This window comes from Hydrogenophaga sp. GW823-FHT04C09 (assembly GCF_058796355.1).
Genome location: NZ_JBXAIO010000001.1, coordinates 321,206 through 335,805, shown reverse-complemented (window position 1 = coordinate 335,805; position 14,600 = coordinate 321,206). Strand labels below are relative to the sequence as shown.

Genomic DNA, 14,600 nt, shown 5'->3' with positions numbered 1-14,600 from the left:
AGTGCCTGGGTTCGATAACCTTCGGGAATAACGTGCGAATCGAAGATCTCAACTACTTCATTGCGGTCGCGGAAACCGGCCATGTGGGGCGCGCTTCGCAGCGGCTGGGCCAGAGCCAGCCGGCGCTGACCAAGGGCATCCAGCGGCTGGAGCGCGAACTCAAGCTGCAGCTGTTCGAGCGCACCGCGCGCGGCATGGAGCTCACCACGGCGGGCACGGCGTTTTTCCAGCGCGCGCGCCATGTGCGGGTGAGCCTGGACGACGCCATCAAGGAGGCCAACGACCTCCACCTGGGCAAGAAGGGCCTGGTGCGCGTGGGCGTGGCACCGACCTACTCGGAGATGTTCTTCGGCCAGGCCTGTGCCGAGCTGCTGCGGCAGCGGCCGGCGGCGCGGGTGCAGGTCATGATCGGCCTGAACGATCAGCTGCTCGCGGCCCTGCAGTTCGGTGACCTGGACATGGCCATCAGCGCGCTGCCCGCGCACGAGACACCGGAGTTCACGCAGCTGCCGCTGTTCCGCGACGACATCCACGTGGTCGCGCGCGCCGATCACCCGATGCTGGAGTCGACCTCCCTCCGGTTGAAGGACCTGGCGGACGCCTCGTGGGTCCTGCCCGGCCGCAACGTCGCGGCCCGGCGGTCCCTGGAAGCGCGCTTCGCCGAGCACGGCCTGCCGGAGCCCAACGTGGTGGTGGAGTCCAACTCGTCGGTCACCGCGCTGGCCAGCGTGGTGCGCACCACCGACCTGTTGAGCGTGATCCCGGCGTCGGTCCTGTCACGGCCCCAGGGGACGGGCCTCAAGCCCCTGGCCTTGGCGCAGGCGGTGTGGCCCCGCACGATCGGCATCTCGATGCGCAAGGCCGCCTACCTTTCTCCGCTGGCCGAGCGCCTGGTCGAGCTGTTGAAGGCGCACGGCCCCGTCTGAGTGGCGCCTCAGTCGGCGGTGATCTTGTTGTCGCGCACGATCTTGCCGTAGGCCTCGACTTCGGACGCGATGAACTTCTGGAACTGTTCGGCGGTGGTGGATTCGATCCGGAACCCCATTTCCTCCATCCGCTGCCGGTTGGCCGGGCTGTCCTGGAAGGCCCGCACCACGCCGTGCCAGCGCGCCACGATCTCGGCCGGCATCTGGCGCTGACCCGCAATCCCCAGCCAGCTGCCGGCGTTGAGTTCCGGGTAGCCCACTTCGGACAGCGCGGGCACGTTGGGCAGGGCGCGTGAACGGCCCTTGCTCGTGACCGCCAGGGCGCGGATGCGGCCCGCGTTCAGGAATTCCTGGGCGGGGGCGATGCCGATGATGCCCAGGTTGACCTGCCCACCGGAGAGGTCGGTCAGCGCGTTGGCGCCGCCCCGGTAGGGGATGTGGGTGATGTCCACGCCGTAGTGCGCCTTGATCATCTCGAAGGTGAGGTGCATCGAGGTGCCCATGCCCGGCGTCGCGTAGTTCAGCTTGCCGGGGTTTTTCTTGGCATAGGCCACCAGCTCGGCCATGCTGTGGATCGGCATGGCGGCGTTCACCAGCACCACGTGGGGCGTGATGCTGACCATGGAGATGGGTGAAAAGTCCTTGGTCACGTCGTAGCCCGGCTTGGCGTAGAGGGACTTCGCGATCGCGTGGTTGCCGCCCAGCACGAGCAAGGTGTAGCCGTCGGGCGCCGCGTTGGCGACCCGCGCCGCGCCGATGTTGCCGCCGCTGCCCGCCACGTTTTCAACCACCACCGGCTGCTGCAGTTCCGTGCTGGCGAACTGCGCCAGCATGCGCGCGACGATGTCGAATTGGCCGCCCGCGCTGAACGGGATGATGAGTTTGATGGGGCGGTCCGGGTAGCGCCCCTGGGCGTGCGCGGGCAGTCCCAGGGCCAGCAGTCCGCCGGCGAGGCCGCCCAGAAGAAGAGTGCGTTTGGTCAGCATGCGTGAGGTCTCCAGAGAATTTTGATCTGGCTCGATTCTCTGGCGCCAGGGCCCATGGCGCGATTCCGCGGCGGGCGATATCGATGCCCCAGCGGCATGAGCGCGGCCATTCCCGGCGGGCATCGGGATCGCTCGGGGCCTTATCGGTCGGGCCTGTGGCCGATCCTACGATCCGTTCACTTTCATTCTTTGCGAGGAATCCCCGTGAACCAAGGCCGATTTTTGACCCGCAGCGCCCGCTACTGGCCGCAGCGCCCCGCCATTCTTTTTCACGACCGGGTGATCACCTACCGCGAACTCGACGAGCGCTCCAGCCGGCTCGCCAACGCGCTGATCGCCCTGGGCGCGCAGAAGGGCGATCGGGTGCTCGTCCAGTCGTTCAACCGCCCGGAGCTGATCGAGTTCGAGTGCGCCATGTACAAGGCCGGTCTGGTGAAGGTTGCCCTCAATGCGCGCCTCTCGCCCGAAGAGATGGTGGAGTCCGCCAACAGCTCGCAGGCGAAGATCATGCTCGTCGGGCCCGAGCACGTGGCTTCGGTGGTGCAGCAGGCCGGCCGGTTGACGGACATCCGCACCCTGGTGGCGCTGGAGAACGGGCCGCAAGGCTTTCTGGACTACGAGGCGCTGCTGGCGGCAGCCTCGCCGGTGTCGCCCGACGTGGAGATGGAGGCCTCCGATCTCGCGGTGCTGCATTTCACCTCGGGCTCGACCGGCAAGGTCAAGGCCTCGATGCAGACGGTGGGCAACCGCCTGGCGTCGCTGCGCAAGGTCGTCATGGGCCGGCTGCGGGCCAAGCCCGGCGACGTGCTGGCGCTGGCCGGGCCCGTCACGCACGCCAGCGGCATGTTCATCCAGCCCTTCCTGTTCCAGGGCGGCACCATCCTGCTGCACGACCGCTTCGATGCCGAGGTGTTCATGGCCTCCGTGCAAAAGCACCGCGTGACCGCCTGCTTCCTGGTGCCGACCATGATCAACATGATCCTCGCGCACCCGCGCCTGAAGGCGTTCGACCTCAGCTCGCTGCGCGATGTCACCTACGGCTCGGCCCCGATCGCGCCCTCGCGCATCAAGGAGGCGTGGAAGGCCTTCGGGCCGGTCCTGTCGCAAGGTTATGGCGCGGGCGAGACCACGGGCGGGCTGGTGATCCTGACGGCGGAGGACCACCGCATCGCGATCGAAGAAGGCCGCGAAGAACTGCTGCTCTCCTGTGGCCGCGCGTTCGGTGAATCCCGTGTGCGCCTGGTGGACGACGCCGGTCAGGAGGTGCCGCTGGGCGAGGTTGGCGAGATCGTGATCCAGGGCCCCGATGTGTTCGCCGGCTACTGGCGCGAGCCCGAGATCACCGCCGACACCTTGAAGAACGGGTGGCTGCACACCGGGGACCTGGCCCGCATGGACGAACTCGGCTACCTCTCGATCGTCGATCGCAAGAAGGAGATGATCATCTCCGGCGGCTTCAACGTGTACCCCAGTGAAGTGGAGCTGGCCTTGTACCGGCACCCCGCGGTCTACGAAGTCTGCGTGGTGGGGGTGCCCGATGCCACCTGGGGCGAAGCGATCAAGGCGGTGGTCGTCAAGCGCGAGGGGCACGAGGTGACCGCCGACGAGCTGGTGGACCACTGCCGCCAGTTCCTGGCGGACTTCAAGAAGCCCCGTTCGGTCGACTTCGTGTCGGAGCTGCCCAAGAACGCGAACGGCAAGCTCTCGCGCAAGGAGCTGAAGGAGCGCTACTGGGATGGGCAGGCCCGGCGCGTCGCGTGATGCCGGCCGCGCAGATCGAGCGCGTGGCCGCGCTGGCCGAGCGCCACACGGTGGACGCCCTGGGCGTGCGCGTGTGCTGGCGCCGCTTCGGTCGCGGCGGCCCGCCGCTGGTCCTGCTGCATGGCGGATATGGGAACTGGATGCACTGGATCCGCAATGTGGAGGCGCTGTCGGCGGCGCACGAGCTGTGGGTGCCCGACATGCCGGGCTTCGGCGAATCCGGCGCCTTGCCGCCCGAGGTGCCGAGGGCCGCACGGCTGGAGGCGCTGGTGGTGCACCTGACGGCCGCCCTGGACGCCTTGCTCGGGCCGGATGCCCGGTTCGGTCTCGCGGGGTTTTCGTTCGGGTCGCTGGTGGCCATGGGCGTGGCCGAGCGCACCGGGCGGGTCCGGCGCCTGGCGCTGGTGGGGCCAGCGGGCCATGGGTCCGGGCGCCAGCGCGAGATCAGGCTCGTGGACTGGCGCCAGGCGGACGGCGCGGCGCGCACCCGCGACCTGCTTTGGCGCAATCTGGCCGAACTCATGATCGCCCCGGCCAGCGACATCGACGCGATGGCCCTGGACATCCACGAGCGCGCCTGCAGGGCCGCGCGCTTTCAGAGCCGGCACTTCTCGCAGTCGGCGCACCTGCCCACCGCTCTGGCGGCCTTCGATGCGCCGGTGCTCGGCGTCTGGGGACGGGAGGACGCGACCGGCCTGGCCGAGCGCGTGGCATCGACCCTGGGCCTGGGCACGGCCGAACGGCCCTGGGCCGTGGTGGAAGGGGCGGGCCACTGGGTGCAATACCAGCGGCCCGACGAGGTCAACGACCTGCTGCTGAACTGGTTTGCGCCTTCAGACCAGGCCTAGCGCGCCCAGCAAGCCGCCCGCGCCGATCATCCACAGCAGGTGCATCTTCGTGCGCCACACCAGCACGGTGGTGACGGCGGTGAGCAGCCACAGCGGCCAGTCGCGCGCGGGGTGCTCGTGCGAGCCGGTGAGCAGCCAGCCGGTGGCGATCAGCAGCGCGATCACGATCGGGGCCATGCCGGTCTTGAAGGCGCGCACCGCGCGCAGCTCGCGGTTCTGGTGCGCCCAGCGCGTGGCGGTGTAGGTCAGCACCGACGAAGGCAGCAGGATGGCCACCATGGTGACCAGCACGCCGAACAGGCCGAGGGCCCAGGCCAGCCAGCCGGCCGACGGGCCACCGCCCGCGTTGAGGCCCACGTTCCAGCCCAGCACGGCGACGAACAGCACGTTCGGGCCGGGCGCGGCCTGCGAGATGGCGATGGACGAGGTGAACTGCGCCTCGCTCAGCCAGCCGTTCTGCAGCACGAGGTAGCGGTGCATGTCGGGCGCGGTGGTGATCGCGCCGCCCACGGCCAGCAGCGAGAGCGAGGCAAAGTGGGTGAAGAGGTCGAGCCAGTTGGCCGGGGTGGGCAGCATCATGCTCAGGCGTCTCCCTTCCTGGCGCGGTCGGCGTCGACGTCGCTCAACACCCGGTACGCCCACAGGCAGGCCCCCCCGCCGATGCTGAGCAGCACCCACAGCAGGGGCCAGCGCAGCAGCCCGATGGCGATGAAGGTGAGCACCGCCAGGAAGACGCACATGCCCATGCCCAGGGCGTTCTTGTTCAGCGCCCCGATGAGTTTGATGCCGGTGGCGGCGACCAGGCCGGCCGCCACCGCGCCCATGCCGCGCAGCGCGTTCTGCGCCACGGCGCTGTCGGCCACGCTGCCGTAGAGCGCGGCCAGCAGCAGCACCAGCACCATGGGCGCGGTCAACATGCCGGCCAGCGCCGCCAGGGCGCCTGGCAGGCCGAAATAGCGCCCGCCGATCATCATGGAGAGGTTGACCACGTTGGGGCCCGGCATGATCTGCGCGACGGCCCAGTCCTCCACGAACTGCTCGCGGCTCATCCAGCGCTTCTTCTCCACCAGCTCGCGCTGCACCACCGCCAGCACACCGCCAAAACCCTGCAGGGCCAACCAGGTGAAGGAGACGAACAGGTCGGTTTTCGACTGCGGGTGCTGGAGAGGGAGGGTGTCGGGGGCGGTCTGGGCGGGCGGCATGCCCGGATTATCGGGCCGCGGTGGCCCGGGCCAGGGGCAGGCAGATGTCGGTGAGCAGGTCGGCCGGCGCGGTGTCGCGCGGGTTGTTGAGGTACTCCTCGAACACCGGCGCGTCGCCCACCTCGTGGCCGCTGTTCACGAGCCAGTGGCCGTACAGCCACTGGTAGGCCGCGCGCATGGTGGCGTAGGGCCCGCGGTGGCGCAGCACGGCGCAGGGTCCGCCACCCACCTCGAAGGCCACGAGGGGTGGCACCACCTCGGCGCTGTCGGGCACGGACAGGCCGGCGCGCGAGCACAGCTGGCGCTCGGGCACCGAGGACGGGTCGTCGAAATACTCGGCGATCCAGCGCGAGGCTGGCCCCACCTGGCCGCGCGCGGCCAGTTGCACGTAGCTGCGCTCGAACGCCTTGCCGATGGCCATGTACGAACCCTTGTGGTCCAGGCCGGCCAGGCGCACGCGCGGGATCTCCCGCACGCTCACTTCGTAGCCCGCGGGCGCGGCGCTCGCCGCCTGCGCCGTGCGAAAGGCCACGTGGTTGCCCTGCTGGCGGTACTGCAGCGGGCTCATGCCGTAGGCCGTTCGGAAGGCGCGCGCGAAGGACTGGGCATTCGGGTAGCCGCAGCGGCGCGCGAGCTGTTCCACCGGCAGGCTGGTGTTGGCCAGGTAGCCCGTGGCCCAGTGCAGGCGCAGCCGCCGAACGGTGACCGCGATGGTCTCGCCGTGCAGCGCGTGGTAGACGCGGTGCCAGTGGTAGGGCGAGAGGTGCGCCACCTCGGCCAGCCGGTGCAGGTCGAGCGGCTCGTCCAGGTGGTCGTGCAGGTAGGCGATCACGCGGCCCAGGCGCTGCTGGTAGTCGGTCCAGCCGTGGCCCGGGTTCATGCGCTGGCGCCGTGCCGCAGGCCGATGAGGATGTCGATCTGCCCGTCGGCGCGGTAGCGTTCGCAGTCGGCCACGTAGGCCTTGGGCAGGTCGTCGCGCTGCCAGACCGCCTGCCACGCGGGCCCCACCTGGTCGAAGCGCCCCTGGGGCACGGGGAAGACCGCGCGCGGCGAGGCCGGCAGCACGGCATGGCTCATGCCGGGTGGCACGGCCTGCGTGCTGCTCACCGGCGCGCCGATGATGAGCGAATAGACGCCCTCGTTGTTCACGCCCGCGTTCTCGAAGTGCGTGTAGACCGCGTACACCTCGTCGGAGAGCTTGCCCGGGATGCGCGCGAGCACGCCTTCCTCGGTGAAGCGCTGCCAGTGCGGCGGGATGGTCCGCATGGCCTCGTGGTTGTCGGTCCTGAGTTCGATGCCGATGATGCGCACGGCGCGGTCTTGCTGTTCGAGGTGCATGGAAGGCTCCTGAAAGGGATGGGGGTCGAGGCCTTCAATCTAGCCGCGCCGGACTGACATTTCTTGCGGAGTTGCGCCGCAGGCCCTCACAGCGTCAATTCCCAGGTCTCGCCCACCAGGTCCTTGCCATAGCCGTGGTGCGCCTCGCTGTGCACCAGCGTGAAGCCGCGCCTGGCATAGATGGCGCGCGCGGCGCTCAGGATGCTGTTGGTCCACAGCACCATTTTGCGGTAGCCCTTGGCGCGCGCGAAGGCCAGGCATTCGTCGGTGAGGCGCCCGCCCAGGCCCAGGCCGCGCGCGGCGGGGCTCAGGATGAGCAGGCGCAGCTGGGCCTCGGTCTCGCTCTTGCGCACCACGAAGACCGAACCCACGCGCTCGCCGTCGAGCTCGGCGATCCAGCCGCGTTCCCAGGCCGGGTCGTGCCGGCGGATCATGCCCGCCGCGATCTCGGCGACCAGGGCCTCGAACTCGCTGTTCCAGCCGTACTCGCGGGCGTAGATCTCGCCGTGCTGCTGCACCACCCAGCCCATGTCGCCGGGGCGCACGTCGCGCAGCACGGCGGTGCGGGAGGCGGAGGCGCTGCCGGCGTCGAGCAGGCCTTGTGCGCGCGCGAGCGCGGCCATGAGCGCCTGGCGCTGATCGGGCGCCAGCGGGGCCAGCAGGTGGGCGGCCTCGTCGCGCGAACGTTGCTGCAGGGGCTCGAAGGCGGTGCGGCCCTCGGCGGTCAGGCTCAGCGCGTGCTGCCGGGCGTCGTTGGGCAGCGGGGTGCGCGTGATCCAGCCGGCGCTGGTGAAGCGGCGCACGATGCGGCTGAGGTAACCGGCGTCGAGCACCAGTCGGCGCCCGAGCTCGCTGGCGGTGCAGGGCGCGTGGTGCGCCAGCTCGTAGAGCACGCGCACCTCGGTGAGCGAGAACGCGCTGCCCAGGTAGGGGTCGAGCAGGCCGGTGCGCTGGGTGTAGAAGCGGTTGAAGGCGCGCAGCGCGCGCACCTGGGCGGGATCAACGGGGGACGTCATGCCCCCGATTCTGGTTCAGTTATTTGACTTTGGCAAGTAACTATCTGACAAAGGCAATATCAACCCCGCTGCAGCATCTCCCGCACGCGCTCCCGGGTGAGCGGCTTGGTGACGAAGCCCTGGATCACCGGCATGCCGCTGGCGCGCAGGCGGTCCTGCGGTGCGTCGGACGAGGTGAGCATCATCACCAGCATGGTGGGTTTGTCCTGCAGCAGCGGCTGGGCCTGGCGCGCGAACTCGAAGCCGTCCATCTGCGGCATGTTGATGTCGAGAAACAGGCAGGTGGGCATGGCCAGCGGGTCGCTGCGCAGGAAGTCCAGCGCCTCGGCGCCGCTTTCGAACACCCGCACCTCGCCGGTGAAGCCGGCGCGGCGGATCATGATCTCGTGGTAGACGTTGTCGGCCTCGTTGTCGTCGACCAGGATGAAACGTTGTGGAATGGTCATGGGGCGCCTCGGGACGGCGTGCCGTGCGGCACCGGCAGGTGCAGCGTGAAGCGGCTGCCTTCACCCGGCACCGACTGCACCGAGAGGTGGCCGCCGTGCAGCGCCGCGATGCGCCGGCAGATCGGCAGGCCCAGGCCCGAGCCGGCGTGCGTCTTGCGCGGGTGCAGGCGCTTGAACATGTCGAAGATGCTGGCCTGATGCTCGGGGGCGATGCCCAGGCCGTTGTCGAGCACGTGGATCTGGTCGAAGCCATGCTCGCGCGTGGCGCTCACGCGCACGTGCGGCGGCACGCCGGGCCGCGCGAAGGCCAGGCCGTTGGCCACCAGGTTCTGCAGCGCGATGCGAAGCAGGGACGGATCGGCCTGCACGGTGGGCAACGAATCGCACTGCAGTTGGCCCTGGGTCTTCGTCAGCGCGTCGCCGAGGTCGTCGCCCACCTGGCCGACCAGCACGGTCACGTCCACCGGCCCGCTGTCGAGCGAGTGGCGGTCCAGGCGCACGTACTTCAGCAGGCTGTCCAGCAGGCAGGCCATGTGCTGGCCGCCCGTGCGCACGAAGCCCAGGTAGCGCCGCGCATCGGGCGAGAGTTCGTGCTGGTGGTCGGCCTCCAGCAGCGAGGTGAAGTTGTTGATGGCGTTGATGGGCTCGCGCAGGTCGTGCGACAGGATGTGGATGAAGCGCTCCTGCTCCAGCGTCTTCTTCTCGAGCTGGACGATGGTTTCTCCGAGCTGGCGTTCCTTGTTCTTGAGTTCCTGGATGTCGCGCCCGCGCATGACCACGCCGCTGACCTTCCCATCCGCGCCGCGCACGGGCAGCAGGGCGATCTCCATGTGGCGGTTGCCGGCGACCTTGAAATGCGAGACGCGCTGGTAGATCACGGTCTCGCCGGCCATGGCGCGCGCCATCTTGGAGCCGACCATGTTGTTGTAGGTCGCTTCACCCAGGCGGTCCTTGACGGCCACGCCGATGACTTCGCTGCGCGTGCTGCCGATGTAGTTCAGGTAGGTCTGGTTGACGTGGCGGTAGACGCCGTCAGCGTCGATGTAGGCCTGCAGGTCCAGCCCGGCGGCGGCCATGGCGGTGAGTTCCTCGTGCGCCTGCTGGGCCTCGTTGGCGGAGCGCCGGGTCTCGAGCTGGCGCGCCCGCTCGTGTTCGAGCAGCGTGGCAACCAGGGCCGAGAGGCGGCTCAGGGCGCTCAGCTGCACCGAATGCAGCGTGCGCGCCATCTGGTCGATGACGCACACCGTGCCCAGCGCGAAGCCGTCGCTGGTGACGATGGGCGCACCGGCGTAGAAGCGCACGTTGGTCGGGCCGGTCACCAGCGGGTTGCATTGGAAGCGCGTGTCCTGGCTCATGTCCTCGACCACCATGACGTGCTCCGGATCGAGGATGGCATGCGAGCAGAACGCCACCTCGCGCGGGGTTTCGCTCACGTCCACGCCGACGCGGGACTTGAACCACTGGCGGTCGCGGTCGATGAGGGTGATCAGCGCCACCGGCGTGCCGCAGATCACCTGCGCCAGCGCGGAGATGTCGTCAAACGCTTTCTGGGGCAGGGTGTCGAGCACGCCCAGGCCGCGCAACCGGGCCAGGCGTTGTTCCTCGTTGGAGGGAAGGGGAGCAGTCTGCATGCGGGCCGGAACGAAACGGGACGGAGCGAGGCCCCGATGATTGCATACCCGCCAGGGATGTGAGCCGCCGGCAGGCGGCCTGCGGCGGCACTGGGGCAGTCCCGCACGTGATTTCGTCACGTTCCTGACGCAATTCGCCGCCAGACCAAAAAAACCAGGCGAGCGGCGCCAGCCTCCAGAGCACGTGGCGGCGCAGGGCGGCTCCTCTACACCGACATGCCGCCCGAGACCTCGATCACGGCGCCGTTGATGTAGCTGGCCTCGTCGCTGGCCAGGAAGGCGTAGACGTTGGCGATCTCCTCCGGCCGGCCCAGGCGGTGCAGCGGCACGCGGTGCTCCATCTCGGCGATGACCTTGGCCGGGATGGTGTCCAGGATGGGCGTGGCGATGAAGCCGGGCGCCACCGCGTTCACGCGCACGCCCTTGGGGCCGAGTTCGCGGCTCCAGGTCTTGGTGAAGCCGATCACGCCGAACTTGCTCGCGGCGTAGTTGGTCTGCCCGAAGTTGCCATAGATGCCGACCACCGACGAGGCGTTGAGGATCACGCCACTGCCTTGCGCGGTCATGGTGTCGGCCACGGCCTGCGCGCAATGGAACACGCCGCGCAGGTTGACGTCGATCACGCGGTCGAACTGCTCGAGCGTCATCTTCTGCAGGCGCGCGTCCTGCGTGATGCCGGCGTTGTTCACCAACACGTCGATGCGGCCGAAGCGCGCCTTCACCTGGGCCACCACCGCGTCGACCATCTCGCGCTGGGTCACGTCCATCACCAAGCCCAGGGCGGTGGCGCCCAGCGCCTCGCACTGCCGCACGGCGCTGTCCACCGCGGCCTGCTTCACGTCGCACACGATGACGGTGGCGCCTTCCTGCGCGAACTTGAGCGCGGTGGCCAGGCCGATGCCTTGCGCCGCACCGGTGATGAGGCTGACTTTTCCTTCGAGTCGTTTCATGGGGAAGAGGGGGAGGGTGGTTCAAAAAAACGCCGGCGGGGTGGCCGCCGGCGCGTGGGAGCGGACGTGTTCAGTACACCGGCTGGTGCTGGCGGATCGCGTTCTTCGCCGCCTCGTCGAGCGCGAAGCCCGCGCCGTGGCGCGCCGCCAGCTCGGCGCAGCGCCGTTCGAAGGCCTCGATGCCCATGCCGTAGATGAACTGCAGCGCACCGCCCGTCCAGGCCGGGAAGCCGATGCCGAAGATCGAGCCGATGTTGCCGTCGTGCACGGTGGTGAGCACGCCTTCGGCGAGGCAGCGCGCGGTCTCCACCGACTGGCGGTAGATCAGGCGGTCCTTGACGTCCTGCAGGTCCCAGGCGGCGCCGGGCTTCTCGAAGCGCGCCTTGAGCTCGGGCCAGAGCTGCTTCTTCTGGCCCGCGGGGTAGTCGTAGAAGCCGCCGCCGGCGGCGCGGCCCGGCCGCTTGAATTCCTTGACCATGCGCTCGACCAGCAGCTCGCCCGGCGTGGCGGCGTAGCGGCGGCCTTCCTTCTCGAAATCGGCGCGGGTCTGGTCCATCACGTGCACCGAGAGCGAGAGCGCGGTCTCATCCAGCACGGCCAGCGGCCCCACCGGCATGCCCGCCTGCATGGCGGCGTTCTCGATCACCGGCGCCGGAATGCCTTCGCCCAGCATGGCCGCGCCTTCCATCACGAAGGTGCCGAAGGTGCGGCTGGTGTAGAAGCCGCGCGAGTCGTTCACCACGATGGGCAGCTTGCCCAGGGCCTGCACGTAGTCGAAGGCGCGCGCGATGGTCTCGTCGTCGGTCTCCTTGCCGCGGATGATCTCCACCAGCTTCATCTTGTCCACCGGGCTGAAGAAGTGGATGCCGACGAAGCGCTGCGGCCGGCTGCTGGCCTGTGCCAGGCCGGAGATGGGCAGGGTGGAGGTGTTGCTCGCGAAGAAGCCGCCGGCGGCCAGCATGGGCTCGGTTTCCTTGGTGACGGCGGCCTTGACCTCGCGGTTCTCGAACACCGCCTCGATGATCAGGTCGCAGCCCTTGAGGTCGCTAGGGTGGTCGGTGGGCAGGATGTGGTCGAGCAGCTCGCGCTGGTCGTAGGGGCTCATGCGGCCCTGGTCCACGCGGGTCTGGGTGAGCTTGAAGCTGTAGGACTTGCCGCGCTCGGCGGTTTCGATGCTCACGTCCTCCAGCACGGTGCGGATGCCCCGGCTGGCCTGCACGTAGGCGATGCCCGCGCCCATCATGCCGGCGCCGAGCACGCCCACCTTCTTCGGCTTGTAGCGCGAGATCCCCTTGGGGCGCGACTGGCCGCTCTTGATGGCGTTGAGGTTGAAGAAGAACGTGTTGATCATGTTCTTCGCCACCGGGCTCACGATGAGCTTGGCGAGGTAGCGGCTCTCGATGCGCAGCGCGGTGTCGAAGTCCACCATGGCGCCTTCGGCCATGGCGGCGAGCGCGGCCTCGGGCGCGGGGTAGAGCCCGCGCGTCTTCTGCTTGAGCATGGCCGGCGCCACGGTGAGCATGCCGGCGACCTTGGGGTTGCTTGGCGTGCCACCGGGAATCTTGTGGTTCTTGTCGTCCCAGGGCTGGCGCGACTGCGGGTGCGCCGCGATCCAGTCCAGCGCGGCGTTGCGCAGCGCATGGGCCACGTCGCCCTCGGGCGAGACGAGTTCGTGCACCAGGCCGAGCTCCTGCGCTTCGCGCGGGTTGAACAGCTTGCTCTCCAGGATGTAGGGCTGCGCGCCCATCAGGCCGAGCAGGCGCACCATCTTCGTGATGCCGCTGGCGCCGGGGATGAGGCCCAGCGTGATCTCGGGCAGGCCGAGCTGGATCTTGGGATCGTTCACCGCGATGCGGTGGTGGCCCACGAGCGCCACCTCCCAGCCACCGCCCAGCGCCGTGCCGTTGATGCAGCTCACCACCGGCACGCCCAGCGTCTCCAGCGTGCGGAAGTTCTTCTTGGTCTGCTCGATCTCGGCGAACACGCGCGGCGCGTCGCTGGGCTGCAGGCGCATCGTGCCCTTGAGGTCGGCGCCGGCGAAGAAGGTGCTCTTGGCCGAGGCCAGGATGATGCCCTTGATGTCGGCGCAGTCGCGCATCACCTGCGCCGTGACCTCGGTGAGGTCCTGCTGCCAGTCGGCGCACATGGTGTTGACGGGCGAGCCTTCCTCGTCGAAGGTGATGGTGGCGATGCCGTCGGCGAGTTCGTAGCGGATGGTTTTCATGCCTCAGATCCTTTCGACGATCGTGGCGATGCCCATGCCGCCGCCCACGCACAGCGTGGCCAGGCCGTAGCGCAACTGGCGGCGGTGCAATTCGTCGATCAGCGTGCCCAGGATCATGGCGCCGGTGGCGCCCAGCGGGTGGCCCATGGCAATGGCGCCACCGTTCACGTTCACCTTCTCGTGGGGCACGCCCATCTCCTTCATGAACTTCATGGGCACGGCCGCGAAGGCCTCGTTGACCTCGAACAGGTCGATCTGCTCGATGGTCAGGCCGGCTTTCGCCAGGGCTTTGCGCGCCGCCGGCATGGGGCCGGTCAGCATGATGGTGGGGTCGGCGCCCGAGAGCGCCACCGAGACGATGCGCGCGCGCGGCGTGAGGCCGTGCGCCTTGCCCGCGCTGTCGCTGCCGATCAGCACGGCGGTCGCGCCGTCGACGATGCCCGAGGAGTTGCCCGCGTGATGCACGTGGTGGATGCGCTCGACCTGCGGGTAGCGCTGCAGCGCCACGGCGTCGAAGCCCATGCCGCCGAGGTGTTCGAACGCGGGCTTGAGCGAGGCCAGGCCGTCCATCGTGGTCTGCGGCTTGATGAACTCGTCCTCGTCCAGGATGGTCTGGCCCAGGAAGTCGGTGACGGGCACCACCGAGCCTTTGAAGTACCCGGCTGCGCGCGCCGCCGCCGCGCGCTTCTGCGATTCGAGGGCGAAGGCGTCCACGTCCTCGCGCGTGAAACCTTCGAGCGTGGCGATCAGGTCGGCACCGACGCCCTGCGGCACGAACAGGGTGTCGCTGTTGGTCTGCGGGTCTTGCGCCCAGGCGCCGCCGTCGGAGCCGATGGGCACGCGGCTCATGCTCTCCACGCCGCCGGCCACCACCAGGTCTTCCCAGCCGCTGCGCACCTTCATCGCCGCCATGTTCACCGCCTCGAGGCCGGAAGCGCAGAAGCGGTTGAGTTGCACGCCCGAGCAGCGCCAGTCCCAGCCGGCCTTGAGCGCGGCCACCTTGGCGATCACCGAACCCTGCTCACCGATGGGCGAGACCACGCCCATGACCACGTCGTCCACCGCGCCGGTGTCGAAGCCATTGCGTTGCTGCAGCTGGGTGAGCACGCCGGCCAGCAGGTCGATCGGCTTGACCTCGTGCAGGCTGCCGTCTTTCTTGCCCTTGCCGCGCGGCGTGCGCACGGCATCGAATACGAATGCTTCGCTCATGGTGTCTCCTGGGGGAAGGCGGATGCCGCGAATCAGTATAGACTTTTGCCAAGCATTTGCTTT

At 69.0% G+C, this 14,600-nt stretch carries 14 protein-coding genes; 3 read left to right on the top strand and 11 right to left on the bottom strand.

Annotated features, from left to right (window positions below; genetic code table 11):
- Positions 1–32: 32 nt before the first annotated feature.
- Positions 33–926, top strand: coding sequence for a LysR family transcriptional regulator (locus AC1Q9M_RS01395; RefSeq protein ID WP_382324463.1), 894 nt, complete (start codon positions 33–35; stop codon positions 924–926).
- An 8-nt stretch (positions 927–934) separates the two neighbouring features.
- Here AC1Q9M_RS01395 and AC1Q9M_RS01390 read toward each other — a convergent pair whose 3' ends face one another.
- Positions 935–1,912, bottom strand: coding sequence for a Bug family tripartite tricarboxylate transporter substrate binding protein (locus AC1Q9M_RS01390; RefSeq protein ID WP_382324465.1), 978 nt, complete (start codon positions 1,910–1,912; stop codon positions 935–937).
- A 204-nt stretch (positions 1,913–2,116) separates the two neighbouring features.
- On the opposite strand from AC1Q9M_RS01390, the gene AC1Q9M_RS01385 reads away from it, so the two are divergent.
- Together AC1Q9M_RS01385 and AC1Q9M_RS01380 are read left to right on the top strand one after the other, a co-directional pair.
- Positions 2,117–3,673, top strand: a complete 1,557-nt coding sequence (locus AC1Q9M_RS01385; protein ID WP_382324467.1) for an acyl-CoA synthetase — start codon at positions 2,117–2,119, stop codon at positions 3,671–3,673.
- Positions 3,673–4,521, top strand: a complete 849-nt coding sequence (locus tag AC1Q9M_RS01380; RefSeq protein WP_492432681.1) for an alpha/beta fold hydrolase — start codon at positions 3,673–3,675, stop codon at positions 4,519–4,521. Before AC1Q9M_RS01385 ends, AC1Q9M_RS01380 begins: the two co-directional genes overlap by 1 nt.
- Here AC1Q9M_RS01380 and AC1Q9M_RS01375 read toward each other — a convergent pair.
- From AC1Q9M_RS01375 to AC1Q9M_RS01330, 10 genes are all read right to left on the bottom strand, one after another.
- The gene (locus AC1Q9M_RS01375; RefSeq protein ID WP_382158369.1) at positions 4,507–5,100 is read right to left on the bottom strand and encodes a chromate transporter; all 594 of its coding nucleotides are present in this window, start codon (positions 5,098–5,100) and stop codon (positions 4,507–4,509) included. The genes AC1Q9M_RS01380 and AC1Q9M_RS01375 overlap by 15 nt on opposite strands.
- Before the next feature lie 2 nt (positions 5,101–5,102).
- On the bottom strand, positions 5,103–5,723 hold the full coding sequence (locus tag AC1Q9M_RS01370) for a chromate transporter (protein WP_382324469.1): 621 nt from the start codon (positions 5,721–5,723) through the stop codon (positions 5,103–5,105).
- Positions 5,724–5,730: 7 nt separating this feature from the next.
- Complete coding sequence (locus tag AC1Q9M_RS01365) at positions 5,731–6,603, bottom strand: AraC family transcriptional regulator (protein ID WP_492432070.1); 873 nt, start codon at positions 6,601–6,603, stop codon at positions 5,731–5,733.
- Positions 6,600–7,061: a GyrI-like domain-containing protein gene (locus AC1Q9M_RS01360; RefSeq protein WP_492432068.1), complete on the bottom strand. Its 462-nt coding sequence runs from the start codon at positions 7,059–7,061 to the stop codon at positions 6,600–6,602. Before AC1Q9M_RS01360 ends, AC1Q9M_RS01365 begins: the two co-directional genes overlap by 4 nt.
- 86 nt (positions 7,062–7,147) lie before the next feature.
- Positions 7,148–8,077 carry a bifunctional helix-turn-helix transcriptional regulator/GNAT family N-acetyltransferase gene (locus AC1Q9M_RS01355; protein ID WP_492432066.1) on the bottom strand — a complete coding sequence of 310 codons (930 nt, stop codon included), beginning with the start codon at positions 8,075–8,077 and terminating at the stop codon, positions 7,148–7,150.
- Between the two features lie 59 nt (positions 8,078–8,136).
- Positions 8,137–8,523 carry a response regulator gene (locus AC1Q9M_RS01350; protein WP_382324477.1) on the bottom strand — a complete coding sequence of 129 codons (387 nt, stop codon included), beginning with the start codon at positions 8,521–8,523 and terminating at the stop codon, positions 8,137–8,139.
- Positions 8,520–10,154 carry a GAF domain-containing sensor histidine kinase gene (locus AC1Q9M_RS01345; protein ID WP_492432064.1) on the bottom strand — a complete coding sequence of 545 codons (1,635 nt, stop codon included), beginning with the start codon at positions 10,152–10,154 and terminating at the stop codon, positions 8,520–8,522. Before AC1Q9M_RS01345 ends, AC1Q9M_RS01350 begins: the two co-directional genes overlap by 4 nt.
- Positions 10,155–10,360: 206 nt before the next feature.
- Positions 10,361–11,104: a 3-oxoacyl-ACP reductase FabG gene (gene fabG, locus AC1Q9M_RS01340; RefSeq protein WP_382324481.1), complete on the bottom strand. Its 744-nt coding sequence runs from the start codon at positions 11,102–11,104 to the stop codon at positions 10,361–10,363.
- 70 nt (positions 11,105–11,174) lie between these two features.
- Complete coding sequence (locus AC1Q9M_RS01335; RefSeq protein ID WP_492432061.1) at positions 11,175–13,328, bottom strand: 3-hydroxyacyl-CoA dehydrogenase NAD-binding domain-containing protein; 2,154 nt, start codon at positions 13,326–13,328, stop codon at positions 11,175–11,177.
- Between the two features lie 3 nt (positions 13,329–13,331).
- The gene (locus AC1Q9M_RS01330) at positions 13,332–14,537 is read right to left on the bottom strand and encodes an acetyl-CoA C-acetyltransferase (RefSeq protein ID WP_382324485.1); all 1,206 of its coding nucleotides are present in this window, start codon (positions 14,535–14,537) and stop codon (positions 13,332–13,334) included.
- Positions 14,538–14,600: the final 63 nt, after the last annotated feature.

Bases quoted from the DNA above. Each gene is read 5' to 3' on its own strand.
- AC1Q9M_RS01375 (WP_382158369.1), bottom strand. From the start codon at position 5,100: ATGATGCTGCCCACCCCGGCCAACTGGCTCGACCTCTTCACCCACTTT.
- fabG (WP_382324481.1), bottom strand. From the start codon at position 11,104: ATGAAACGACTCGAAGGAAAAGTCAGCCTCATCACCGGTGCGGCGCAA.
- AC1Q9M_RS01345 (WP_492432064.1), bottom strand. From the start codon at position 10,154: ATGCAGACTGCTCCCCTTCCCTCCAACGAGGAACAACGCCTGGCCCGG.
- AC1Q9M_RS01330 (WP_382324485.1), bottom strand. From the start codon at position 14,537: ATGAGCGAAGCATTCGTATTCGATGCCGTGCGCACGCCGCGCGGCAAG.
- AC1Q9M_RS01370 (WP_382324469.1), bottom strand. From the start codon at position 5,723: ATGCCGCCCGCCCAGACCGCCCCCGACACCCTCCCTCTCCAGCACCCG.
- AC1Q9M_RS01355 (WP_492432066.1), bottom strand. From the start codon at position 8,077: ATGACGTCCCCCGTTGATCCCGCCCAGGTGCGCGCGCTGCGCGCCTTC.
- AC1Q9M_RS01365 (WP_492432070.1), bottom strand. From the start codon at position 6,603: ATGAACCCGGGCCACGGCTGGACCGACTACCAGCAGCGCCTGGGCCGC.
- AC1Q9M_RS01380 (WP_492432681.1), top strand. From the start codon at position 3,673: ATGCCGGCCGCGCAGATCGAGCGCGTGGCCGCGCTGGCCGAGCGCCAC.
- AC1Q9M_RS01390 (WP_382324465.1), bottom strand. From the start codon at position 1,912: ATGCTGACCAAACGCACTCTTCTTCTGGGCGGCCTCGCCGGCGGACTG.
- AC1Q9M_RS01350 (WP_382324477.1), bottom strand. From the start codon at position 8,523: ATGACCATTCCACAACGTTTCATCCTGGTCGACGACAACGAGGCCGAC.
- AC1Q9M_RS01335 (WP_492432061.1), bottom strand. From the start codon at position 13,328: ATGAAAACCATCCGCTACGAACTCGCCGACGGCATCGCCACCATCACC.
- AC1Q9M_RS01360 (WP_492432068.1), bottom strand. From the start codon at position 7,061: ATGCACCTCGAACAGCAAGACCGCGCCGTGCGCATCATCGGCATCGAA.